Genomic DNA, 25764 nt, shown 5'->3' with positions numbered 1-25764 from the left:
TTCATTGATAGTTTTCTTTGATTTTCTTCCACCTCTTGCTCCATACAATCTAGCACTAAAACAACTAACTATACTTATTAAATCATTAACCATTTCTTCATTTAGTTCTAACTTTTTGTTTTGTTCATACCTTACAATAACAATAATATCATACAAATTAACAAAAATACAAATTCTAATACAAAACAATTTTTTCTGCAAAATTATGAAAGCTGAAGGCTATAACTACAGCCTTCAGCTTTTATATGTTTTCTATTTTAAATACAATATTATTTAAGTTTTTTAGCAGCCATTTCAGCAGCTTTTATTAATGGATATGCAGCTGGAGATGCCGTTAGCATTGGTTGAGTTCCTATCTGAGCTACCAATAAATCTGCAATAGTCATTCTATTTTGAATTATAAAGCCTATAACATTAATCAATTCACCAGCTGTTTTTCCTCCTATAACCTCTCCGCCTAGTATTATTCCACTATCTTTAGAAACTATTAATTTCACCATCTGCTTATGAGCATCCTCAAAATTACCTGGATGTCTATCCATTCCTGTGAAACTTCCAGTCACCACTTCAAAGCCTTTATTTTCTGCTTGTTTTTCTGTTAAACCTGCTGCTCCAAAAGCAGTTTCACCAATTGCTGTTGAGTATATTCCTATAGTTCCTGGGAATGTCTTAACCGATGATAATCCATAAAGGTTCATTCCTGCAACTCTAGCTTCAGCACATGCAGTAGAAGCTAACATTATTCCACTTAATTTTCCAGTAATAAAATCTCTCTTTTCAGAACAATCTCCTACTGCAAAAATATCTTCTATATTTGTTCTTCTAAATTGATCTGCTACTATAAATCCTCTTTCATTTATAGCAACTCCAGTATCCTCAGCTAATTTAACATTTGGACGATAGCCCATAGATAAAACAACTGCATCCGCATCAATAATATCTCCATTGTTAAGCATAACACCTTTTACTTTAGCATCTCCTAAAATCTCTTTTACTCCCACTCCTGTAACTAATTTTACTCCTCTAGATGTAAGTATTTCTTCTGCCTCAACAGCTAATTCTTCATCAAATGCAAGTCCTAAAATATGTGGAAGCATTTCAACAACTGTTACTTCTTTACCAATCTTATTTAATTCATCTGACATCTCGATACCTATAAATCCAGCACCAACTGTAACAACTTTTTTACAATCCTTTAGCTTTACCATTAATTCATCAAGATATACTTTATTTTTTGGTATAGTAAATACATTTTCTAATTCTGTACCTTTAAGCCATTTTGGTACTGCTGGAGTTGAACCCGTTGCAAATACAAGCTTATCATATTCAAATTCTTCTCCCTTTTTTGTTTTAACTTTTTTACTATCTTTATCTACTGAAACAACTTCATCAATTACAATATTTACACCTAATTTATTTAGACCTGCATCAGGCAATACATTTTTGTCAGTAGAACCTGATGTCCCATAAACATATGGAATACCACATGGTATCATTACAATTTCTTCTTTTCTAATGATTGTAACATCCTTTTCAGGATAATTCGACTTTGCTGTAGCAGCAGTAACAAAACCAGCAGCACTTCCACCTATAACCAATACATCTGTTTTTTTCATATTGAATCCCTCCATAAAATTATTTTTAGTAGTTCTCTAAAGTAGCTTAACTAAATTATGTATATATGTACTGTTTTAACTCATTCGGTTATCTTGATATTCAAATAATACGATATGTTCTTTAAAAAAAATTACTTACTTAACTATTAGGAATTTCACCCTCTTCAAAGAAAACCTTTACTACATCTTTAACTTCTTCATTAACCAGTGAATAAATGACTTCCGAACCATTTCTTCTACCCTCTATAATTCCTCTGGATTTCAAAATCGAAAGATGCTGAGATACAGTAGATTGTGGCATAACTAAACACTCCTGCATTTCTGAAACATTCAACTCTCTTTGCATCAATTTACACACAATACACAATCTAGTTGGATGACCTATAGCTTTTAGTATTTCCGAAGTATTTCTCAATTTATCCTTATATTCTTTTGTAATCAATAAAATCACCTTTCAATAATTAATTAAACATACAAATCATACTTATATTCTAAAATGCAAATTAATTATTGTCAAGTTATTAACAAGATTATTTGCATCTTAAGTAATGCATTTGAAAAAAATAACAATTCAACTATACTAATATACTTTCTAATTACTTTCTTTCTAATGCCTAAACAAGAAGGGTCGCACATTTTATGCCACCCTTAATTAATCACTCTATTATTTCACAGAAGAAACACTATACTTATTTGAAGCATTCCACAATAAGAATTCATTCACGCCATTATCTTTAAGTGCTTTTATCTGTGCTTTTACTTCTTTTTCACCATAATGTATGTGTCCTCTCACCCAGCTAGCAGTAAAGTCTTGAATCCATGGTCTTACAATAGCTGGAGTTGGTATAGAATTATTTTTATTCACAGAATCCTTTGTGCAATGATAAACAGTTTCATAAGGATGAGCATCTGGAATATTCAATCCATAACTTCCTTTTCCATAATGACTTGGATACATCATCGGACAAATATAATCAACCACATTACTTATTCCTTCCCAATACTGCCCTAATCCCATATCATCATTTACAGAACCAACCAGACCATAAACATCAGCAGCTATATAAACATGTTTCTTTGAAAGTTGACTATAAGCATATTTTAAATATTCCTGTATTGCCTTAGCCTTGGATTCTTTTCTTGTGTTTCTATAATCTAACAACTTGTCCATCTTACCACCATTAGAAGCAGGAAATCTAACATAATCAAACTGAATTTCATTAAATCCAACTTCTGCAGCCTCTTTTGCAACTGCCACATTGTATTCCCATAACTGTCTATCATAAGCTGTTGCCCACATCAATCCATCAGCATTACAAAATGGTCTACCATTCTTTCTATAAACAATTGCCCTATTTGGATGTGCCTTTATATATAAAGGATCTTTAAAACTTACAATCCTTGCAATAGCATAGATATTGTTATCCTTAAGCTTTTTCATAAAAGCATTTATATCTTTAATAACAGCTCTTTTATTAGCTAGAGGACTATATTTCTCAGCTGCTTTTGTTGGAAAAAGCATATTCCCTATATCACCCTTAACATCAATAACAAATGCATTTATACCAGTCTTCTTTGCTAAAGCTATAAAATCATCAATATGAGAAGCTGCTGAATATGCTGAAACATATATTCCTTTAACCTGTACTCTAGGATTATCTTCATATTCAGCAACCTTGTTTTGAGCCGTGAAATCGAGATCTGAAAAATCATCACGTGTCAAATCTGACAGATTATCTACAGTATACTCAGAACTTACCCATCCTGTTTCTATTGAATTAGTGTCATTCACTTTATCTGCTAAAGTAATATTAAGCCATTTAGTTTTTTTTGCATCGCTCTTTTCAGCTATAACCTTAACCTTTGTTCCTCTTGGCAATTCGGTAATTATTTTTGATGTAGTAGTAGGCTCTTTTCTTACCCTTAATTTGCTTGCATTTATGTATACAATAGTCTGAGACTGTTTTCCTGTTTCAGTATTTGTTTCAGTTTTTGTTTCAGTCTCAGTTTTAGTTTTATCATCTAACTCAGTATCATTTTTGATATCATTTCCTGTCTGAGTATCTGTTTTATTATCAGCATTTTCTTTTGAAGTATTATTTTCACCATTTTTAGTTGCGCCCTGCGACAAAATTTTTTTATCTTGATGAAGCGCTTCCTTTTGTGTTGAACATGCTGTTATACTAACTGATAAAAAAATTGTACTTACTATTGCAACTAGCTTTTTATTAATCGTCATAAGATATCCCCCAGTATATAATTATTTTGTTAATTAAATTATATACTCTTTTAATACATTTTTCATCATAATTTTATATAAAATTATTTTTTATTTTAATTTCATTGTCGAATTTGTAAAAATCTTCTATTACAAAAATATTCTTCATTATTATATTCCTTTCCAAGGACTAATTCTCCCAAAAAATCAATATCGTACAAAATATATTATTACTCTTCTTAAATAATTTTATCCTAACAAGACATTTGAAAGAAAATAACAAGTCAAATATACTAACATACTGACTATCCATTTTTTTGAAATACCTAATCTAAAAAAGTAAAAATACCCTACAAGGTAGATTATATTATTTTCTACTTTATAGGGTCATATTTGTAAAATTACATGTTTTCAAAAATTGCAAGTATAATTTCACTTATAATTTTTCACTTTTTAATGCTTTAACAAGTGAAAAACTACCTAATATCATAACAAGTATAAATGGGAATGCAGCGGCAACTGACGCCGTTTGAAGCGATTTCAAACCTCCTGAAATCAAAAGTGCAGTAGCAAGCAATGCTTGAACTAATCCCCAAATTATTTTCTTGAAATTTGATGGATTCAAATCACCCTCTGACGTCAACATTCCTAATACAAATGTTGCCGAGTTTGCTGATGTTATAAAGAATGTACACAACAAAAATACTGCAACAAAAGAAATTATTGAACCCAAATGATAATACTGCAAAACAGCAAACAATGCCGTAGATGATGTTGCCGCAGCTGCTTGTAATCCCTTTAAGCCAATTTTATCAAAAAGATTAATTCCTAGTGTACCAAACACTGCAAACCATACAAATGATGCTATAGAAGGTGCTACTATTACTCCCATAACGAATTCTCTTATAGTTCTACCTCTAGATATACGTGCAATAAATGTTCCAACGAATGGAGCCCAAGCTATCCACCATGCCCAATAGAATATTCTCCAACCATTAATCCACGAATTATCACCAAATGCTTCTATATGCAAACTATCTTGGAAAAATCCATTCAAATACTGCCCTAATCCATTTGTGAAAGAATTAATGATTTTTACTTTAGGTCCAATCATAAAACACAATATTAGTAATCCAAATGCAACATAAAGATTTACATCAGAAATGATTTTAATTCCCTTTTCAACACCACTAACAGCAGTCCATATATATATTACTGTTACAATTCCTATTATAGTTAATTGAATAGTCTTTGTTTCTGGTATTTTAAATAGAAAATTAAGTCCACTGTTAATTTGAAGTGTTCCCATTCCTAGAGATGTTGCAACTCCAGCTACAGTTGCAAGAACTGCAAGAATATCTATTAATTTACCTATAGGTCCATTTACTCTTTCTTCTCCAAGTAATGGTATAAAAATGCTACTTACAAGACCTGGTTTGTTCTTTCTGAATTGAAAATAAGCAAGTGCAAGCCCTAATATACTATAATTTGCCCATGGATGAAATCCCCAATGCATAAATACTGTTTTCATTGCAAAATTTGCCGCTTCTGGCGTACCAGGCTGAATTCCTGGTGGTGAAACAAAATGTGATATTGGTTCCGCAACACCCCAAAATACAAGTCCTATTCCCATACCTGCTCCAAATAACATAGCAAACCATGAAGAAGTTTTATAATCTGGCTTAGAATCATCTGGACCAAGCTTTATATTTCCATACTTACTAAATGCTAAAATAAGTGCAAAACCAACAAAGAAAAGCATAGATAGCAAATAAGCCCATCCAAAAGTACTTGTTAGAAAATTAAATAATTTCGTACCATATTCTTTTAAACTCAAAGGTGAAATTACTCCCCATGCAACTATAGCAAATGATATCACCAATGATATGTAAAACACAGCATTGCTTTTATTATTCTTATTTTTCATAAATTTCTCCTTTCCAAAAAGATTCCCACAATTACAATTCTAAAAATACTCCCCAAAAGACAACTTCACATTATTGAGAAGTCATCTTATTTATAGGGGAAATTATAATGATTAAAGTAGTTAACAAATTAATTTAGAATTTTACTTTAAAAACAGTTTGTTCTTTGATATCTGTTGCTAATGCATCTAAAGCTACACCTACTCTATGATATCTCAATTTCCACTGTTCTTCTTTGGTTGTAGCAGGATCTCCTAATGGATAAGGAATAGATATTGTAGGAACTATTCTATTCGAACCTACAGTCTTAGCAACTGGAATCAAGTTCGCCATTTGAACTATTGTAAATCCAGCCTTTTCAATTTCTTTTACCATCGTTGCTCCGCAACGAGTACAAGTTCCTCATGTAGAAACCATTATAACAGCATCAACATTATCTTCTTTAAGATATGGTATTATTTCTTGAGCCATTCTAGCAGCCTCTGCTTGAGTTGTACCTGTTCCAACCGTTGTATAAAAATAATTATGAAGACTACCTATTTTACCTTCCTTTTCATATGCTCTTAGCACATCTATTGGTACAATAACATCTGGATCTGCATCTGCAGCTGCAGGATCAAAACCAGCATGTATAGTCTTGTATACTCCGCCTTTTAAATCATCTATACCTTCTATATTATATCTTCCCCATCTTGTAGCTGAAGCAGATTGTATTCTATCTGGATTATCAATTGGTACTATACCACCTGTATTTAATACAGCAATCTTTGCCTTACTTAAATCTTTAATTGCTGGTGCTATAGGTACCCTATCTAATTTAGGAATTGGTAATTCTGTTTCAAATGGTTTATCATACAGTTTCTTTATAAGCATATCAACTACTCTATCTGCTGCTTGTACACCATCTTTTCTCCAAACTTGATGTCTTATTCCTCTTTCATAGTATCCTTCTTCTTTTGCTCCTAAAATTTCTTCTCCCTTTAATAATTTATTTCCAAATTTAGCCATAGCTTTTATGTCAGATCTCATCTTAGCTGCACTATGACCACCTTTAAATATATACATATCCTTCTTAAACATTTCAACACCAGGATTTTCAATATGCATAGAAGTTATCACTGGAACATTAAATTTTTCTTTAACTGCTTTACATATATGTCCACAAGCCGCACCATATCTTCCTGCCTGAAAAGCTGGTCCTGCAAAGAATATATCAAATTCTAACTTTTCTAATTCAGAAATAATAATATCAATAGCTTCTTCCGTTTTAGATCCCATAAAGTTATCACCACAAATAATTGTATGAGTAACTTCACAATCATCTAATTCTTTATTAAGCTGCATAGCAGGTCCTACTAATCCTTCTTTTACTACAGGAGCAAAATCTGCTTTATCTTCACCACCAATTTGTCCAAAAAACTGATTTACATACATTATAGCTTTTTTCATCTATTTACACCTCCCTAAGTTACTTTAAATTAAAACTCTTTCATAGTTTTAATTGACCAACCAACAACTTGATCTCCACAGAACATAGCATTGTTTTCCATTATTATTGAGCCATCTTCTCTAACTGAAGGTCCAAGTATCTCATCATTAGCCCATCCACCTGATAAACCATCTCTTGCTAGTGCCTGCAATTCTCCTAGAACAGTTTCCATTGGTGGAAGTTCTATAAGTTCTGATACATTTCCACATGATACAATAGCATCTGCTTTTTCATCTAATGAAACTAAAGGCTGAGAATTACCATCTCTACCTGTACATTCATTTGTTAAACCTACAGTCTTAACACCTGCATCTTCTAATGCTACTAAACAAGCAATAAAATCGGCATCTGGATTACCATATCCTTCTTCTGCAACTATAGCACCATCTGCTCCAAGTGATTTTGCAATTTGAGCAACAAATTGAGCAGCTCTATTTTTCTGTTCTAATGCAACATTCAGATTTGACATTATAACTCCTAAAAAATTAATTGTCTTACCATGTTCAGAATATAATTTTTTAATTGTTGGAAAATTCTGAAAATCATAAGTTGACCACTTAGATGAACATGGCATGAAACTTCCAGATACTATAGCACCATCTAAAATTTCATTTGGATGCATAAATGTTGGAACCATATGATTAGTATCCCATCCATATAATTCATCATTATATCCCATCTCTTCCATCTGAGATTGAGGTTGCAATACAAGCACAACACTAGGTAACTTCTGTACATCTTCACTTCTCTTTGTTACAGGTTCTAATTCAAATGTTTCTACTTCATCTGGCTCTAAATCCTTAACACACATAGCAATAAATTCAGCTAATTTATGTCCTGCCTCTCTCAATGCTCTATTTTTCTTTTGCTGTTCTCTCTTTTCAAAATCTTCATTTGTATCAGCAACAAGTACAATATTTTTCAATTGAGAGTAGTATGTATATTTAGCACCCTCACCACTCATATCTATCAATCCATCTTGGAATCCACCCCAGTGTTTTCCAACAACTAATAATGATGTTCCCTTTAATGCATGGCATCTTCCATTTCCTGCTGGGCACAGTTCTCCAGTAAAACCTGGGAATAGAGGATCTCCATTTAGTTTAACCCTTGGTTCAATTGCTTCCTTTACAGGGCAAATACGTACTTTATCACCTGGTTTAACAATATATAACTCCGCTTCTGTAATACGCTCATCCTGCATAACAAAATCTAAAGCTTCTTTTTTGTTGATTGTTAAAATACCATCAATAAATGAAGTTTTATCTCCAAAAACGATGTCTTTAACATGAAAATTACCTATCTCTAATTTCATTATTCATTTACACTCCTTTCCATTATCTCCTTTATTATTACTACACAAGCATATTTTATTAACTACCATGTCTAAATTATACCACACATCTGATTATTCTGTAAACTTGATTATATAATAATCATGATTATTTTGTTATTAATTTATCGAATACTCTGTATTGAATATTTCAATAATCTAATTTATAATTAGTTGGTATCGTAATAAAAATAATACTTTTAATTAAATTAATAAGGTGATGAAAATATGGACAAAAAGCTTATGCAAAAAAGACGTATAATGGGTTACTTTATAGAAGCCACAAATAAAATAATAGAAGAAGAAGGTATTGATGCTGTAACTATTAGAAAAGTTGCCGATATGGCGGGATACAACAGCGCTACTCTTTACAACTATTTTAAAAATTTAAATCATTTGATTTTCTTTGCTTCCATGAAATATTTAAAGGATTATGCTTTGGATTTATATGATTACACTAAAGACTCAAAGAATTCATTAGAAAATTATGTGAATATATGGAAGTGTTTTTCTTATCATTCCTATTTAAAGCCTGAAATATATAATCTCATATTTTTTGGTGAATTTACTAGTTCTGCAGTAAATGACTCTATAAAAGAGTATTATTCCATTTTTCCTGAAGAACTCGGTAAAGAATCAAAACAATACTTACCTATGCTTTTAGAAGACAATATTTATTTGAGAGATTATCAAGTTCTTAAAATTTGTGCTAAAGAAGGCTTTTTTAAGGAAGAAGATTTGACTGAAATCAATGAAATGAATATTCTTATATATCAGGGCATGTTGTGCAGAATGCTCAATAAAAATAAAGCTTATACTGTAGAAGACGCCGTAGAAAGAACTTTGAAATACGTAAATCGTACACTATCAGCATACAGAATAGATATATAAAGTCACATTTGAAAATTTTTTGTTAATAATATATGAAAATTTTGCTTTTGTATTTATTTTAACACATTATTAACGTATAATTTTCTATATACCCATGTGTATTGTGTACTTATATATTATATAAATAATATTTGTTAAAGGGGTTTATAATTATGAAAACTATCATACTTACCGATTCATGTTGCGATCTTCCCTTACAGTTTATAGAAGATAATAGTGATATACTAGATACAATAGAAATGATATTTAATATAAACGGTAAGGATTATTTTGACGATTTTGGCAAAACGCTTTCGCATGATGAATTTTATAAATATCTAAGGAATGGGATTATACCATCTACAGCCCAAATCAGTTCATATAGGATAATGCAAAAATTTAAGAAACATTACGATAAAGGAAATTCATTAATTTACTTACCATTAACATCTGGATTAAGTGGCACATATAATAACGCTGTGCTTGCAAGAAACTCATTCTTAGAAGAAAATCCAGATGCTGATATTACCGTAATAGATACTTTTAGTGCATCAGTTGGTCAAGGAATTTTGGTAATTCATGCAGTCGAAATGTTACGAGATGGCATTTCAAAAGATGATGTCATAAACTGGCTCGAAGAAAATAAATTTAAAACCAATCATTGGTTCGCTGTAAAGGATCTTATGTACTTAAAAAAAGGTGGTAGAATTTCTTCGACTACTGCAACAGTTGGTACATTGTTAAACGTAAAACCAATAATTATAGTTAATGACAAAGGTGAACTAAGATCATATACAAACGTAAGAGGTAGAAAAAAATCCTTAAGATTTATTTTCGATAAATTTAAGGAACATGCTGTTGACATTGAAAACACCATTGTTATTATTGGGCATGGTAATTGTTTGGAAGATGCATATAAACTTGAACAAATGATAAGAAGTGAATTTACTCCTAAAAAAATAGTTATATCTGAACTCGGTTCTACAATTGCTTCTCATGTTGGACCAGACATGATAGCTCTTGCCTTTGTTGGTAATAGAAGGGAAAATAAGTAACTAATTTATAAATCATAAAAACAGAGGTCAATATTTAATTGAACCTCTGTTTTTAGTTAGCCATATAATAGGTCTATTCTATATATCTTTTCATCATTCGAAACAAGTTGTTTTTGCTTGGTTAGCCATATAATAGATCTATTCTATATGAAACAAAAAACTTTATTAAATCAACCTATTCTAGTACTATTTTGTCATTATTCAATGTTATTGTAATATGTGAACCTTCTCTAATTTCATTTCTAAGATACTTTTCTGCTATTTCATCTTCAATATACTTTTGAATAGTTCTTCTTAATGGACGTGCTCCATACTTTTTATCATATCCCTTTTCCAAAATAAACTCTTTCACACTATCTGTAATGTCAATAGACATTCCTTTTTCTTTAACTTCATCAATAACTTCTTTTAGCATTAAATCAACTATTTGTCTTAATTCTTCTTTTGTAAGATTTCCAAATACTATAGTTTCGTCTACTCTATTTAAAAATTCAGGTTTGAAAATTTCTCTCAATGCCTCTTTAGTTTTGCTTTCTAATGCCTCATATCCTTCTTTTGAAAATCCTATACCATTTGATTTGAAATTTGTTCCTGCATTAGATGTCATAATTATAACAGTATTTTCAAAATAAGTAGTTCTTCCTTGATTATCGGTTAATCTTCCATCCTCGAGTATTTGAAGCAACATATTAAACACATCAGGATGTGCCTTTTCAATTTCATCTAAAAGAATTACAGAATATGGCTTTCTCCTTACCATTTCTGTAAGCTGCCCTCCCTGATCATAGCCTACATAACCTGGAGGTGCTCCTATTAATTTGGAAACAGTATGCTTTTCCATATACTCTGACATATCAATACGTATCATTGCCTCTTCGCTTCCAAAAAGCTCTGTAGCAAGTGTTTTAACCAACTCTGTCTTTCCAACACCAGTTGGACCTACAAAAATAAAAGATGATGGTTTTTTCTTCTTTCTAAATCCAGAACGATTACGCCTTATTGCTCTAGACAAACTCTCTATAGCTTCATTCTGCCCTATTATTCTTCTGTGAAGTCTTTCCTCTAAATTCAGTAATTTTTTAGCTTCTTCTTCAGTTATTTTTTGAACTGGAATCTTAGTCCATGCTTCTATAACATAAGCTACATCTTGAACAGTTATTTCAACATCCAAACTTTCTTTTTTTATCTGCTCAATTTTTTCTGATAATCTACACTCTTCCATTTTATACTCAGCAGATTTTTCATAATCATTATTGTAAACAGCCATCTCTCTTTTATTTTGAATATTTTTTAATTCTTCATTAAGAACTTCTAATTCTACTAAACCTTTATTCTTCAAGTTTGCTCTTGAACCAGCTTCATCAATAACATCTATAGCCTTATCAGGCAAATACCTGTCTGTAATATATCTCTCTGATAAATTTACCGCTGCTTCAATAACTTCATCCGATATTTTAACTTTATGATATTCTTCGTAATAATTTCTTATTCCCTTTAATATTTCTATAGTTTCTTCCTTAGTTGGTTCTTCAACTAGTATAGGTTGAAATCTTCTTTCTAAGGCAGCATCTTTCTCTATATGCTTTCTGTATTCTTCTATTGTTGTTGCTCCTATAATCTGTATTTCACCACGAGCAAGAGCTGGCTTTAAAATATTTGCAGCATTCATAGCCCCTCCCTGCACTTCTCCTGCTCCCATTATATTATGAACTTCATCTATGACAAGAATAACATTTCCAAATTCTTTTGCTTCATCTATAATAGACTTCATCCTTGATTCAAATTGTCCTCTAAACTGAGTACCAGCTACAATAGCTGTCAAGTCCAGAAGATATATTTCTGTATCGAACAATTTAACTGGTACCTTTTTTTCAACTATTCTAACAGCTAATCCCTCCGCTATTGCTGTTTTACCAACACCAGGTTCACCAATCAATATAGGATTGTTTTTATTTCTCCTATTCAATATTTGAACCAATCTATCTATTTCTCTGTTTCTTCCTATAATTCTGTCAATTTCTCCTTTGTATGCTCTTTCTGTTAGGTTTATCCCAAATCTATTTAAGTATTTCTTCTTTTTCTTTAAAATTTTATCCTTAAAATCATTAATCTTTGGTTTTTGTTTTTTTTCTTCGAAATTTAATAATTCCTCCTGCAAATTCATATCATTGTCTTCTTTAGTATTTGTATCTTCATTAGATGAAAACACACCATTAAATAAATTCATAAGTGTCTTATTATCGCTAAAATCATCTATATCCATATCAGGAAACATCAATTTCATCTGTTCATTTATTTCCTCAGGATCCATATCTTTAAGCATATCTGTCATCTGCTTATTTAAATTTTCTATGTCTTCCGGTGTCATACCAAGCTGCTTCATCATATGATCCATAACAGGAATACCCATTTTTTTAGCACATTCTAAACACAATCCTTCTGTTTTAGTAACACCATTTTCTACCTTTTGAATAAAAACAACTGCAAGATTTTTTTTACATACTGAACACATCTTCATATCAAATCATCTCCATATTTCTCATGCTATATATTCAATTCGTTGTGAGTAAAGTAGGTTATTAATTTTATTAAAATCTACAAATCTCATCAAAAATTTTAATAAAATTATTTATCAGTCAATGTTAAACAACATCTACTCTGACTGGGTGTAACACCACACCCTCTATCTCCTCTGCAAATGCTTTGGAAAATACTTTTTTGACTATCTTATAATCACCATTTAAGTCTGCATTAATTAATATACCTTTATTCGATTTAAACAAACCTCGTTTACTTCTTTAGCTTTATAAAGAGTTTACTTCCAATCACTTGGAGAATATCCTGTGTACTTTTTAAATATTCTTGAAAAATACCTATAATCAGAATATCCTAATTTTTTAGCAATATCAACAATTTTATAATTTGGATTTTGAAGATATTCTATAGCCTTTTCCATTCTCAGCTTTGTTATGTATTCGACAAAACTCATACCTGTAGCACTTTTTATTTTCCTACATATGTAGCTTTCAGATAAGTACACATTTTTAGAAACATCACTCAGTGAAATATTTTCATTGTAATGCTCATTTATGTATTGAATAGCCTTATCAATACTATTTTCACTTATAGTTGCATTCTTTAATTTTATACACCTAAATACATTAAAAATAATATCACTCACCAAGTTATGCATCTGCTTTATAGTTTTATAATTTTCAATTTTTCTATATATATCAAAATTTTTACCCATAACCTCCTCAATAGATATATTATACTCGCTTAATGTTTTAAGTGCTATTAAAATTATATCAATACTGATTTGCTTTATTATACTATTACTAATGTGATTTGATGTAAAAAATTTAATATATAAATTATCAAGTTTATTTCTTATTTTTGTCCTATCACCTGCTTTTAATACAATTCTCAACTCTTTTTCAAAACTTATTATATATGACCATTTAACAATGTTTTCTTTCTTTAAATCCATAAAATAATTTATGCTATTATTTCCTGAATACAATTTATTCTTTAATGCTTGCTTACTCTCTTCATAAACTTTTTTTATATCATAAATACTTCCAACATTAGAAACTCCTATCGTAACAGTAGTACTAAATACACTCGAAAACTTTTTCTGAAAATCAATAAATATATCTCTAAAACTTTTTGGATACAACACATTATCCATGCTTATAAGAATTGCAAAAATATTATCATGGCATTCAACTAGATAATACGTATACTGAGAAAGCCTTTCACATATTAATTCTTTAGCATATTCGTTTGCACTAAATAAAACATCAAAAGAATCACTTTCAAGTGCCTTCTCATAATAATCGTTTTCAATACAAACAATACACAAATCATTAATTTCTATAGAGTACTCTTTTTTTATTTTATCTATACTCTCCTTGCCTCTTATCTTTCCTCTCATAATATCTAAAAGAATTTTTTCCCTAGCTATGTGCTTTCTTTTAATATTTCTTTCAAATTGATACGATATATTCTTTATTGAATCTATCAATTCATTTTCATCAACAGGTTTTAATATAAAATCAATAGCATTTATTTTAACAGCAGCTTTTGCATATTCAAAATCATCATACCCTGTTATTATTATAAATTTACATTCTGGAAGAAATTCTTTAATCTTATTAGCCATTTCCAATCCATTAATACGCGGCATACTAATATCTGTAATTACAATATTCGGTTTTATTATTTTAGCAAGTTCAATTCCTTCATATCCATCCTTTGCTTCCCCACTAAAAACACATCCAAGACTAGCCCAATCTATCGTTTTTTTCATGCCCTCTCTATCTAAATACTCATCATCAACAACCATTACTTTTAACATACACTTTATCCTCCTGAAAATCATATGGAAGAATTAATTTTGCCAAAGTGTGATTATCAACTCTTTTTAAATAAAATCCGTATTCTTCCCCATAATGAAGTTTAATTCTCTTATCAACATTGCTAATTCCTATACCCTTTGATTCAATCGTTGTTTCATCAAAACCTATACCATCATCTATAACCTCAAAACACATTAAATCACCATTTACATAGCCCTTTATTAAAATATTCCCTTTTCCGTTTTTAGGTTCTAATCCGTGAATTATAGCATTTTCAACTAAAGGCTGAAGCAAAAGCTTGAGTATAGGTTTATCGAGTATTTCTTCATCTATTTCATAAACAATATTAAATTTATCACCATATCTTATCTTTTGTATAGTTAAGTAATTTTTTATTTGAGCAATATCCTCTGAAACTTTTACTATATCTTTCTTTTTGCTAATACTATATCTCAATAATCTCCCCAAAGCAGTAATCATTTTAACTATTCCTTCATTCTCTCCAAGCTTTGCCATCCATTTTATAGATTCTAATGTATTATAAAGAAAATGAGGATTTATCTGCGCTTTCAAGTTTTTAAGTTCAGCTTCTTTAAGTAAATACTGCTTAATATAAACTTCCTCAATCAATCTATCTATCTCTGTTATCATATTATTAAAATTATTACCCAAATCACGTATATCATCATCACAATTTATATCAAATTTCACATTCAAATCTCCATTTTCAGCTTTATTCATAAGCTTTGAAAGTTCATTTATAGGTTTTGATATTTTTTGAGATAACAAATAAGAAATGATTATTGCTAAAATAGTTAAAATGCTCAACAATACTACAAATGTAACCACAATAACTCTTTTATCTTTATTAATAACCGCAATAGGAACTGTTTGAACTATTTTAAATTTGGTATTTCCTAATGTATTAAAATAAGCAATATATTCACCATTTGATAATTCACATCGAAACTGTCCTGAAACATTGTTTAAAATTTTATTGAGATAATTCTCATAAAATTTAAAACCAGTCCTATTCTTATATAATTTATCAGTTATTATATTCCCATGCTCATCAAGAATATATATATTGTTATTTTCATATACTTTTACCTTTTTAAAAATATTATTAAAATAATCATCATACACATCCAAAAATACATAACCTAACTTTTCATCTGTTTCAATATCCTTAACACGCTTTACAATTGTCAATACTATGTCTTTACTCTCTCTACCGTCAACTCTTCTGTGAATAAAAAAGTTCCTATCTTTCTCAAAAGACTCAAATATATTAAAAATATCACCCTTTACATTTGAATATAACCCCTCAAAACTCTGCTGTGTAGTAAACCTACTATAAGGATTATTTAATCCTGTTATGTAAATAGGTATATCCATTGTCTTAACTTCAATACTATTCACTATGGTATAAACCTTTTGAACATCTTCAAATTTTTCATCATAACTACTGTATTGACGTTTTTTTAATATATTCTGAATATCTTTATTATTAGAAATAAACTCAACAATTCTTTCGAGATTGCTAATGGTACTATCAATAAGTTCTCCCATGACTTCAATATTATTCTCCATAGAAATATTAATCTTTTCATTTATTAATTTTGACGTATTATAATAAGAAAACAACGCCATAAAAAACAATGAACAAATCCCTATTAAAATAAAAGAATAAAAAAGTCTTTTCTTAAAACTTTTTATCTTAAACATAAAGAAAAATTTCTCCTACGTATTTTTATGCTCGTCCAATTCATTATACCATAAAAATTTATGTCTCAAAAGTAAACGATTTTACTCAAAGCAAAAATGTTGTAAATCTATAAAATCACTATTTAATACTATTGAAAGTCAATAATACTATTGAAAGTCAATAATACTAATAGTGATTTTTATAATATAAGAATTTCATCAATTAATCTTCTATCCTTGATTTAAAAATTCTCTCCTCAAATTTTTTTAATGAAACCAAAACACCAAAAACTACTATTGTTGAAAATATACTCAAGTAGTGATACCCCATTCCAATAGCTAGTCCTATACATGCCACTACCCATATTGTAGCTGCAGTTGTTAAACCTTTTATTAATCCTTTTTCGTGAATTATACTTCCTGCCCCTAAAAAGCCAACTCCTGTTATAACCTGTGCACCTATTCTCCCTATATCTACTTTAAGTGCATTGGCCAATTCAGGATTTTTAAGTATTATTTCAACACTATTCTTAACCATATATAATTGTATCATAGATACTACTGCTGCACCAACACACACTAGTATATGGGTTCTAAAACCAGCAGGTCTATTTTTAAATTCTCTCTCATAGCCTATAATTCCACCAACAAAAACAGCCATAGCTAATCTTATCAAGACATTATACCATTCAATCTTTTGAAACTGCACTGTATCAACTCCTTACAAAGTTTTGTATCATTTGTGTGTTAGAACCTACTATCAGCGGAAATCAATTCTTTGTATTTAACAAAATGTACGTCACATCATATTTTGCTCAGAAAAACTTTTTTCAAAAGCAACCTTTGTATTTGACAAAATATACGTCACATATTTGACTTGTTATTTTCTTTCAAATGCCTAAAATGACTGGTTAAAACCAGTCATTTTATATTCTAAAGTTTAATTTCTTATTACATGTATAGAATTAGCTTTTAAGTCAATATATGCTTTTTCACCCGTATTATATACTTTTTTATGCTGAGGATCATATTGTACAAGTTTTATTTCTTTATTATCTAATTCAATTACATAATCCTGATACGCTCCCATAAATACAGATGATTTAACATTAACCTCTATATCTCCATTATCTACTAAATTTACGGCTTCAGGCCTTATTACTATATTTATTTTATCTTCTTTACCAACATTTAAATCTGTCTTAACACTAAAAATCTTATCTGCAAGTTTAATATTTACTCTCTTGTCAGCAATATCAACGATTTCAGCTTCCAATATATTAGCTTCTCCAATAAAATCAGCAACAAATTTAGTAGCAGGTTTTTCATATATTTCCTTTGGAGTTCCTATTTGCTCTATTACTCCTTTATTCATTATTATTATTCTATCTGACATACTCATCGCTTCAGCCTGGTCATGAGTTACATAAACACTCGTTATTCCCACTTCTTTTTGAATTCTTCTTATTTCAGTTCTCATGTAAACTCTAAGTTTTGCATCAAGATTTGATAATGGCTCATCGAATAATAAAACGGATGGCTCCATAACAAGTGCACGAGCTAATGCAACTCTCTGCTGCTGTCCTCCAGATAATTGATTTGGTGCCCTTTCTTCAAGTCCATTCAATCCTACCAACTCAAGTATCTTTCTCACCTTTTTATCTATTACATCCTTTGAAAGCTTTTTCAATTTTAATCCATAAGCCACATTATCAAATATATTTAAGTGAGGGAATAAAGCATAACTTTGAAATACCATAGCAGTATCCCTTTTATCAGGTGTCAGCTTGCTTACATTTTCTTTACCAATATAAATATCACCACTTGTTGGTATCTCGAAACCTGCTATCATTCTCAAAGTTGTTGTCTTACCACATCCAGAAGGTCCAAGCAAAGTAACAAATTCACCTGATTTAATTTCTAAATTTATATTATTAACAGCTGTAAAAGGCTTACCATCATTACCCAAATAAGTTTTAACTATATTTTTTAAAACTACATTTTTAAGCTCACTCATTTTATTTCCTCCTAACCTGCAATCTCTTTTGTATTTACTCCTAATTTACTTAGTATAAATTTCATAGCACTAACAACCACTACAACTATTACAATAAGTATTGTTGAATATCCTGCCGCAACACCAATCCTTCCCACATCAACTTGAGACATAATTTCAACTGTCAAAAGATTATATCTTGCAGATACTAAGAATATAACAGCACTTAATGCAGTCATACTTCTAACAAAACTATACACAAGTCCACTGAAGAATGCATTCTTTATTAGCGGTATTGTAACAGATGTAAAAACTTTATATGTATTTGCTCCTAAATCCTGTGCAGCTTCTTCGATTGCAGGATCTATCTGCTGCAAAGATACTATTCCTGATCTGATTCCAACAGGCATACTTCTGAATATAAATGATAAAATAATTATTGTTGCAGTTCCTGTAAGCATTAATGGATATTTATTATACGCTAATACATACCCCATACCAATAACAGTACCTGGAATTGCCATAGCAAGCATAGATGCAAATTCAATCATACTTCTACCAATAAATTTCTTTCTTGTAATTAAAAATGCTATTATCATTCCAAGAACACCTGTAATAGGCATAGCTATTAATGCTAGTATAGTTGTATCCCTTATAAACTTAAGTCCAAGTTCAACAATGTATTTATAATGCATAAGTGTAGGCGTATAATCTATTCCCCATACTTTAACAAACGATCCTATTGGTATCATTCCATATAATATAATTATAAATAAACTTATAAGCATACATCCAATTTGAATTGGTATTTTAATATATTTATCTTCAATAAGATTCCTTTGTCTAGACGGCTTACCTGTAACAGTTACATATGATTTAGAATTTAACCAATATTTCTGTACTACAAACATCAATATCGATATAGTAAGCAGTACTGATGCCAATGCTGTACCACCTTTTAAATCATAATTACCCATAGATTGAATATAAACCTGTGCAGAAAGAGTTGTAAAGTTTCCTCCAATAACCATTGCATTTCCAAAATCAGCAACACTCTGAATAAATACTAATAAAAATGCATTAACAATACCAGGTTTAACAAGCGGAAGAATAACAGTTCTAAAAACTTGTCCCCTAGAAGCTCCCATATTCCTAGCTGCTTCTTCTAGTGAAGGATCTATTTGTTTTAATATACCAAGAAGTAAAAGATACGCAACTGGGAAAAAAGTCAAAATCTGAACCGTTGCTAATCCTTTAAAACCATATACATTGGCACTTTCTATTCCCAATATTTTATGTGTTACAATTCCTCTTTGACCAAATAACATTATAAATGACATTGCTAACGAAAAAGGTGGTGAAATAATAGGCAATATAGATACAATATTAAAAAGTTTTTTAAATTTTAGCTTTATATAAGCATCTGCATATGCAAATAGAAATGCTACAGAAGTAGCTACAGTACTTACAAACAAGCCAAGAACCATTGTGTTCATAAGAATTCTCTTGTTTTCACTTTTACTTAATGTATCCATGTAGTAATTCAAAGTTAATTTTCCTTCATTCGATATAAAGCTCTCTTTTAATATGTCAAACAAAGGCCATATTATGAATAAAATAAGCGATATAATTACTAATATTATTGATGTTAACAGTATGGGATCCCTTGTAACTTTTTTCATCTCCAGAAGTTTGTTTTTTAGAGTATTCATATTGTCACCTCTACATTCATTTTCAAAAATTACTATTCAAACAGTAACACTTAGGCATTTAAAAGGAAATGACAAGTCAAATATGCTAATCTATCTTTTTGAAAATGCCTTATTTTAAAAACAGGAAACCACTGCTTTGCAATAGTCCCCTGTTCAAGAATACCATCATATTTTTGACTATTTTATTGCCTTATTCCATTTTTCAACAAGTTTGGATCTGTTTTCACCAGCCCACTTAAAATCGTAATCTATAAGCTTAGTGTCTTTTATAGATTCTGCTTGTTTTGGAGGTTGTGCATTTGGATTAGTTAAGAACTGATAAGATCCAGCTTTTTGTCCAATTTCTTGTGCATCTTTAGTTAAGCACCAGTCAATGAACTTTTTAGCAGCTTCTTTATCAGGTCCATTCTTTATCATTGCAACAGCCCCAATTTCATAACCTGTTCCCTCACTAGGTGCAGAAATAACTATATCTTTCATTCCTTCTTCTTTATATTTTATAGCATCATGTAAGAAAGTAATTCCTACCATACACTCACCTTGTCCAGCCATTCTTCCTGGAGCTGTACCTGACTTTGTATATGTTTTCATTTGTCCATTTAAAGCCTTCATGTATTCTAAACCTTTTTCTTCACCCATCAATTGAATAATTGTTGCAAGTGCAGTATACGCAGTTCCTGATGAACCTGGATTTGCCATTACAACTTGTCCTTTAAATTCTGGCTTTAAAAGATCTTTCCAACTAGTTGGTATATCTACTCCTCTTTCTTTAAGAAGAGCTTGATTTGAAGCAAATCCTAAGTATCCAACATAAATGCCTGTCCAGTATCCATCTGCATCTTTATATCCTGCTGGAATATCTTTTGCATTCGGAGATTCATATTTTTCTAATAATCCATTTTCTTTTGCTTGAACAAAACCATCTGCTGGTCCACCAAACCATACAGAAGCCTTTGGATTTTCTTTCTCTGCATTAATTCTTCCAAGTATCTCACCTGAACTCATTCTTACTGCATCTACTTTAATACCAGTTTCTTTTTCAAACTCATTAACAGCCTTAATCATATGATCCTGCATTAATCCACAGTAAATTGTCAGATGCTTATCTTCCTTATTTGCTTGTTCTTTTTTTGCACCACATCCTGCCAAAATTCCAAGTGACATAATTGTCGCTAAACCTAAAGCTAATATTTTCTTTTTTAACATTTTTTTCACCTCAACAATTAATTTTTATTTAACATCAAAACACATAACAAACTTTATACTAGTGATTATAATGCATTTTTGAACTTTCAGACAATATTGTTCAGAATAATGCACAAAATGGTAAAGATTTTATACATAGTGTCAAAAATAACATAAAAAAAGACTAAGATTTAACTCCTAGTCTAATTGAGTATCTACTTCTACATTCTCATCAATACGTTCAGTAGTAAAAATATTTAATATAATATCGGTTAATTTTTCAGATGCATATCCTGCAAATGATCCTATAATCATAGATATAGCTGTTATCTTAAAATTCATTCCCGAGGCAATAAATGCAGACCATCCTATAAAAGATGCCGGAATAAATGATAACAATGTTATTTTTGATTGGAGAATTATTCCTGCTGAACCCAATCCATTAAATATGGTCATTGAACCAACATCACCAAGCTTAAAAGCTAACATTTTTGACAATTGAAATGTTACAACTCCCCAACAAATTCCACTCAAATTAGCAATCAAGGCTTTTTTAATACCTTTTCTACTTCCCCCAGCTGCAAAGAAACTAGACCAAGCTAAAAAGCCAGCAACAGTACTCAATCCCAAAGTAACACTCCCAGCTGTCCATAATACTGCAATAATTCCACTACTAATACCTATGGCTAGTATTTTTTTCATGTCAAAAAAACCTCCTTGCAAAAGTTAGCATCTTATTAAAATATTTAACGAAAAAATCCCTATACACATTCCGATAAATTGGAGTTATGTATAGGGACGAAATATATTCCGTGTTATCACCCTATTCTACGACCAAAAGCCGTATTCACTGTATAAAGGCAGCAAACCAGTAAATCTCATTAGAGATTCATACTTATATGAATTTTTACTATATTCAATATATATTATTTTTGAAAGTTTATCAAGTGTAAATTTCTTGCAATAAGTTTTTAATAGGCAAAATCATCAATAACCCATTTATAAAATTGATAAAAATATAATTTTACACTATAAATACATTCCGTTTCCATTTATGCTATGAAATATGTTATAATTTTATTGTTAATTTTCATTATATTCTGAATTAAGGGGGCAAGTTATGAAAAATAAATTATTGTCATGTATTGAAAAATACAAATCTCTTTGCGACTATATAGATATACGACTAGAAAACTCTTCATCTACTAATATAATCATTACCAATGGGGAATTAGCTACTTTAAAAAAATCCAATGAAATAGGTGGTATAGTAAGAGCTTTATACAAAGGCTCATGGGGAACTGTCTCATTTAACAATTTAGATGATATAGATTCCTTTACAGAAACTGCTATTAAACAAGCTAAATTAATAGGTAATTCTGAGAGTTGTTTAGCTCCTGTTGAAGTAGTTGAAGATTCTGTTTTTCTATGTCTTAAGAATGATCCACGAAAAGTATCTTTATATGAAAAAATCAATTTATTAAAAGAGTATAACGAACTAGCACTAAATTTTCATGAAAATATTTCATCAGTTAATGTTACTTATAATGAAGTTTTTTCAAATATAACTTTTACCAGTTCTGAAGGTTCTTATATATATCAAGAAAAGATGGATTTAGGTGGTATAATACTTATAACTGCAGTTGAAGGCGATAATTCTCAATCTACTTCAGTAGGCTTTGGTTCTTCAGATGATTATAATTGCGTACTTGGATTACATGAAGAAATCAAAAAACAAAGTCAAATCGCAGTTGACTTGCTTAAGGCTCCAAAAGTAAAAGCAGGAACATATACTATTATCACTGACTCTCATTTATCAGGAGTCTTTGTTCATGAAGCTTTTGGTCACCTAAGCGAAGGCGATAACGTTTACGAAAACAAAGAATTGAAAGATATAATGAAACTCGGTAAAAGATTTGGAAGACCAATATTAAATATTTATGATTCTGGCCTCGATAAGGGAAAAAGAGGTTATTTAAAATATGATGATGAGGGAGTTAAAACAGAAAAAACATATCTCATAAAAGAAGGTAAATTGGTAGGAAGACTTCATTCACGAGAAACCGCTGGTAAAATGAATGAAAAAGCTACTGGTAATGGACGTGCTATTAATTATAAATATGCTCCTATTCCAAGAATGAGAAATACTGTTATTGAATCAGGAAATTCCTCATTTAAAGAAATGCTAAAAGATATTTCCTTAGGTATACTTGCTATAGGAACTAACGGTGGTCAAACAACTGGTGATAATTTTACCTTTTCAGCATCATATGGGTATATTATAAGAAATGGAAAGATTTGCGAACTAGTTAGAGATATAAACCTTACCGGTAACATATTCGAAACCCTCAACAATATTGATATGATTGGCAATGAAAATACTTCCCGTGACAGTGGTGGAGGCTGTGGAAAAGGAGAACAATTCCCACTACCTGTTAGTTTTGGTGGCCCTAGAATAAGAATTCAAAATGTAGTTGTTGGAGGTAAAGAATAATGAAAAATTTATTGAACAAAGTAATTTCAATTGGTGCTACAGACGGTGAAATATACTATAAAAATTCAACAAAAAGAAATATTGCATTTGCCAATAATAATCTCAAAGAAGTTTCTTTTACTCAATCTACTGGTGTTGCACTTAGAATGATTAAGGATGGTAAACTCTCATTTTCAACATCTACTGATTTAAATGAATTTGATAATCTTGTTAAAAGCTGTGATGAAATAACTCCATTTTCATCGCCTGCTGAATTCAACTTTATAAATAAACACAGCAATGAGGATATATCAATTCCCGAAAATAATATAATGGACTTAAATGATGAGCAACTTATTGAGGATGGTAAAAAGATTATCACTGATATCACTAAAGAATTTCCTGATGTTAAAGTTGGAGTTGAATTTGATTTAAATAGTTCTTACGTTGAAATCTGTAATAGTAAAGGTCTTTTAAATAGTTATAAAAAAGATTCTCTAAGTTTCTCAGTAAGTAGCTCTTTCATAAAAGATAATAATTTTATAAATTTCTATGATATACAGCTTTTATTAAACTCAAATTATGATATAAATGCAATGACAAACTCTGTATTAGAACAAATAAGATTATGTAGAAACATTGTTACACTTGATTCAGGACCTAGACCTGTAATATTTACTCCTAATTTTTTGTGTTGTTCATTAATACCATTGATGCTTGGAGTGAATGGTAAGAAGGTTGAAGAAGGTTCATCGCCCTTAGCCAAAAAACTAGGAACTCAAATATTTGATGAAAGATTTACAATTGTAGATGATGCAACTAGACCTGGTGCATTCAATACTCATCCATTTGATGATGAAGGTACTCCAAGTCAAAGAACTGAAATAATTAAAAATGGACGACTCCAAAGTTTCCTTCATTCATTAAAAACCGCTAAAAAACTAAACATGGAACCAACTGGTAATGGTTATAAATTAGGAAACTTCTTGCCTAAACATGATATTTCTGCGGAACCATCTCCATATGTAACAAATCTTCATGTAGAACCTGGAAAAGTATCCTTGCATGATATGATAGCAGACTTAAAAGATGGTGTAATAATAGATTCTGTTATAGGTTTCTTTATGGGCAATATTGGTAATGGAGAAATTACTGGTAGTATTGATATGGGTTATCATGTTAAAAATGGAAAAATAGTTGGAAAAATTTCTGGACAATCAATAAACTTTAATATTTATGATATATTCAAGAATAATCTCATTGATATAAGTAGCACTACAAAAAATACTCCTTTCTTCTTTTTCCATGGATATAATCCTATACCATATGCTATGTTTAAAGATATAAACATCGAGTAAAATTATTTTTATTGGACTGGATTCGTTATTAAAAAGTGCATTTGCTATTATTGTAGTGCGAACAACAATAATAGCAAATGCACTATAATTACATAAAAATTTATATGAATTCACCAAATTTTTATGTGTGAACTCATTTTGCTAAAGCAAAACATCGTGACTTCAGGTTGAAACTCTACTTCATTTGAAGCAAAAGCCTTAATCTCCCACTTATAGAAGTAAGTGTCTTGTGGAATCGATAAAAACAAATAGTTTCCATTCTCACGTATCTACGAAATTTCCATATTATTAATATACCAGCATCCATACACAATTCCACCGATAAACATTACAATAGCTCAGCTCTAAAGATTAAAAATTCTTCGCATTAAAATGTTATAAATATGTATATGTACTCAACGAATATTATTAGTGGAATACTAATTTATATTGTTTGAGGAGGTTTAAATAATTGAGGAAGACTAGA

At 30.2% G+C, this 25764-nt stretch carries 19 protein-coding genes and 1 pseudogene; 4 read left to right on the top strand and 16 right to left on the bottom strand.

From position 1 onward, the window contains the following. From CLTEP_RS15090 to CLTEP_RS10260, 7 genes and pseudogenes are all read right to left on the bottom strand, one after another. Positions 1 to 189 (bottom strand): annotated as a pseudogene (locus CLTEP_RS15090) (hypothetical protein); the annotation flags it as partial. A gap of 80 nt (positions 190 to 269) precedes the next feature. Next, positions 270 to 1616 (bottom strand): FAD-dependent oxidoreductase, encoded by a 1347-nt coding sequence (locus CLTEP_RS10290; protein WP_066826467.1) that lies wholly within the window; start codon positions 1614 to 1616, stop codon positions 270 to 272. 139 nt (positions 1617 to 1755) lie between these two features. Beyond that, positions 1756 to 2058, bottom strand: a complete 303-nt coding sequence (locus CLTEP_RS10285; RefSeq protein ID WP_242863916.1) for an ArsR/SmtB family transcription factor — start codon at positions 2056 to 2058, stop codon at positions 1756 to 1758. A gap of 222 nt (positions 2059 to 2280) precedes the next feature. Further along, the gene (locus CLTEP_RS14425) at positions 2281 to 3855 is read right to left on the bottom strand and encodes a putative glycoside hydrolase (protein ID WP_084364871.1); all 1575 of its coding nucleotides are present in this window, start codon (positions 3853 to 3855) and stop codon (positions 2281 to 2283) included. Positions 3856 to 4270: 415 nt separating this feature from the next. Next, positions 4271 to 5761 (bottom strand): glycine betaine uptake BCCT transporter, encoded by a 1491-nt coding sequence (locus tag CLTEP_RS10275; protein ID WP_066826466.1) that lies wholly within the window; start codon positions 5759 to 5761, stop codon positions 4271 to 4273. A gap of 133 nt (positions 5762 to 5894) precedes the next feature. Then, positions 5895 to 7208, bottom strand: coding sequence for a betaine reductase selenoprotein B (grdH, locus tag CLTEP_RS10265; protein WP_084364869.1), 1314 nt, complete (start codon positions 7206 to 7208; stop codon positions 5895 to 5897). A gap of 29 nt (positions 7209 to 7237) precedes the next feature. Continuing rightward, the gene (locus CLTEP_RS10260) at positions 7238 to 8563 is read right to left on the bottom strand and encodes a glycine/sarcosine/betaine reductase component B subunit (protein ID WP_066826463.1); all 1326 of its coding nucleotides are present in this window, start codon (positions 8561 to 8563) and stop codon (positions 7238 to 7240) included. 246 nt (positions 8564 to 8809) lie between these two features. On the opposite strand from CLTEP_RS10260, the gene CLTEP_RS10255 reads away from it, so the two are divergent. Together CLTEP_RS10255 and CLTEP_RS10250 are read left to right on the top strand one after the other, a co-directional pair. Continuing rightward, complete coding sequence (locus CLTEP_RS10255; protein WP_066826462.1) at positions 8810 to 9472, top strand: TetR/AcrR family transcriptional regulator; 663 nt, start codon at positions 8810 to 8812, stop codon at positions 9470 to 9472. A gap of 152 nt (positions 9473 to 9624) precedes the next feature. Beyond that, the gene (locus CLTEP_RS10250) at positions 9625 to 10506 is read left to right on the top strand and encodes a DegV family protein (RefSeq protein WP_084364867.1); all 882 of its coding nucleotides are present in this window, start codon (positions 9625 to 9627) and stop codon (positions 10504 to 10506) included. Between the two features lie 175 nt (positions 10507 to 10681). On the opposite strand, the gene CLTEP_RS10245 is transcribed toward CLTEP_RS10250, so the two are convergent. The 9 genes from CLTEP_RS10245 to CLTEP_RS10210 form a co-directional block, all read right to left on the bottom strand. Then, positions 10682 to 13024, bottom strand: a complete 2343-nt coding sequence (locus CLTEP_RS10245) for an ATP-dependent Clp protease ATP-binding subunit (protein WP_066826460.1) — start codon at positions 13022 to 13024, stop codon at positions 10682 to 10684. A gap of 124 nt (positions 13025 to 13148) precedes the next feature. Beyond that, positions 13149 to 13289, bottom strand: a complete 141-nt coding sequence (locus CLTEP_RS14420) for a hypothetical protein (protein WP_201786611.1) — start codon at positions 13287 to 13289, stop codon at positions 13149 to 13151. Between the two features lie 32 nt (positions 13290 to 13321). Further along, positions 13322 to 14866, bottom strand: a complete 1545-nt coding sequence (locus tag CLTEP_RS10240; protein ID WP_066826458.1) for a response regulator transcription factor — start codon at positions 14864 to 14866, stop codon at positions 13322 to 13324. Continuing rightward, positions 14844 to 16595: a sensor histidine kinase gene (locus CLTEP_RS10235; RefSeq protein WP_066826456.1), complete on the bottom strand. Its 1752-nt coding sequence runs from the start codon at positions 16593 to 16595 to the stop codon at positions 14844 to 14846. Before CLTEP_RS10235 ends, CLTEP_RS10240 begins: the two co-directional genes overlap by 23 nt. 202 nt (positions 16596 to 16797) lie before the next feature. Then, a complete protein-coding gene (locus tag CLTEP_RS10230; RefSeq protein WP_242863914.1) occupies positions 16798 to 17283 on the bottom strand; it encodes an MgtC/SapB family protein in 486 nt (161 codons plus the stop codon). A gap of 231 nt (positions 17284 to 17514) precedes the next feature. Beyond that, on the bottom strand, positions 17515 to 18591 hold the full coding sequence (locus CLTEP_RS10225; RefSeq protein ID WP_066826455.1) for an ABC transporter ATP-binding protein: 1077 nt from the start codon (positions 18589 to 18591) through the stop codon (positions 17515 to 17517). Between the two features lie 11 nt (positions 18592 to 18602). Further along, complete coding sequence (locus CLTEP_RS10220) at positions 18603 to 20282, bottom strand: ABC transporter permease (RefSeq protein WP_066826454.1); 1680 nt, start codon at positions 20280 to 20282, stop codon at positions 18603 to 18605. 177 nt (positions 20283 to 20459) lie between these two features. Next, positions 20460 to 21488, bottom strand: a complete 1029-nt coding sequence (locus CLTEP_RS10215) for an ABC transporter substrate-binding protein (RefSeq protein ID WP_066826452.1) — start codon at positions 21486 to 21488, stop codon at positions 20460 to 20462. Positions 21489 to 21665: 177 nt separating this feature from the next. Next, positions 21666 to 22169: a DUF1097 domain-containing protein gene (locus CLTEP_RS10210; RefSeq protein WP_066826450.1), complete on the bottom strand. Its 504-nt coding sequence runs from the start codon at positions 22167 to 22169 to the stop codon at positions 21666 to 21668. 418 nt (positions 22170 to 22587) lie between these two features. Between CLTEP_RS10210 and CLTEP_RS10205 the strand changes: the two genes are divergently transcribed. Together CLTEP_RS10205 and CLTEP_RS10200 are read left to right on the top strand one after the other, a co-directional pair. Then, on the top strand, positions 22588 to 23961 hold the full coding sequence (locus tag CLTEP_RS10205) for a TldD/PmbA family protein (RefSeq protein WP_066826448.1): 1374 nt from the start codon (positions 22588 to 22590) through the stop codon (positions 23959 to 23961). Further along, the gene (locus tag CLTEP_RS10200; protein WP_066826446.1) at positions 23961 to 25298 is read left to right on the top strand and encodes a TldD/PmbA family protein; all 1338 of its coding nucleotides are present in this window, start codon (positions 23961 to 23963) and stop codon (positions 25296 to 25298) included. Before CLTEP_RS10205 ends, CLTEP_RS10200 begins: the two co-directional genes overlap by 1 nt. Positions 25299 to 25764: the final 466 nt, after the last annotated feature.

The organism is Clostridium tepidiprofundi DSM 19306 (assembly GCF_001594005.1).
Taxonomy (GTDB): Bacteria; Bacillota; Clostridia; order Clostridiales; family Clostridiaceae; genus Clostridium_AC; species Clostridium_AC tepidiprofundi.
This window is presented reverse-complemented; position numbering and strand designations above follow the sequence as displayed.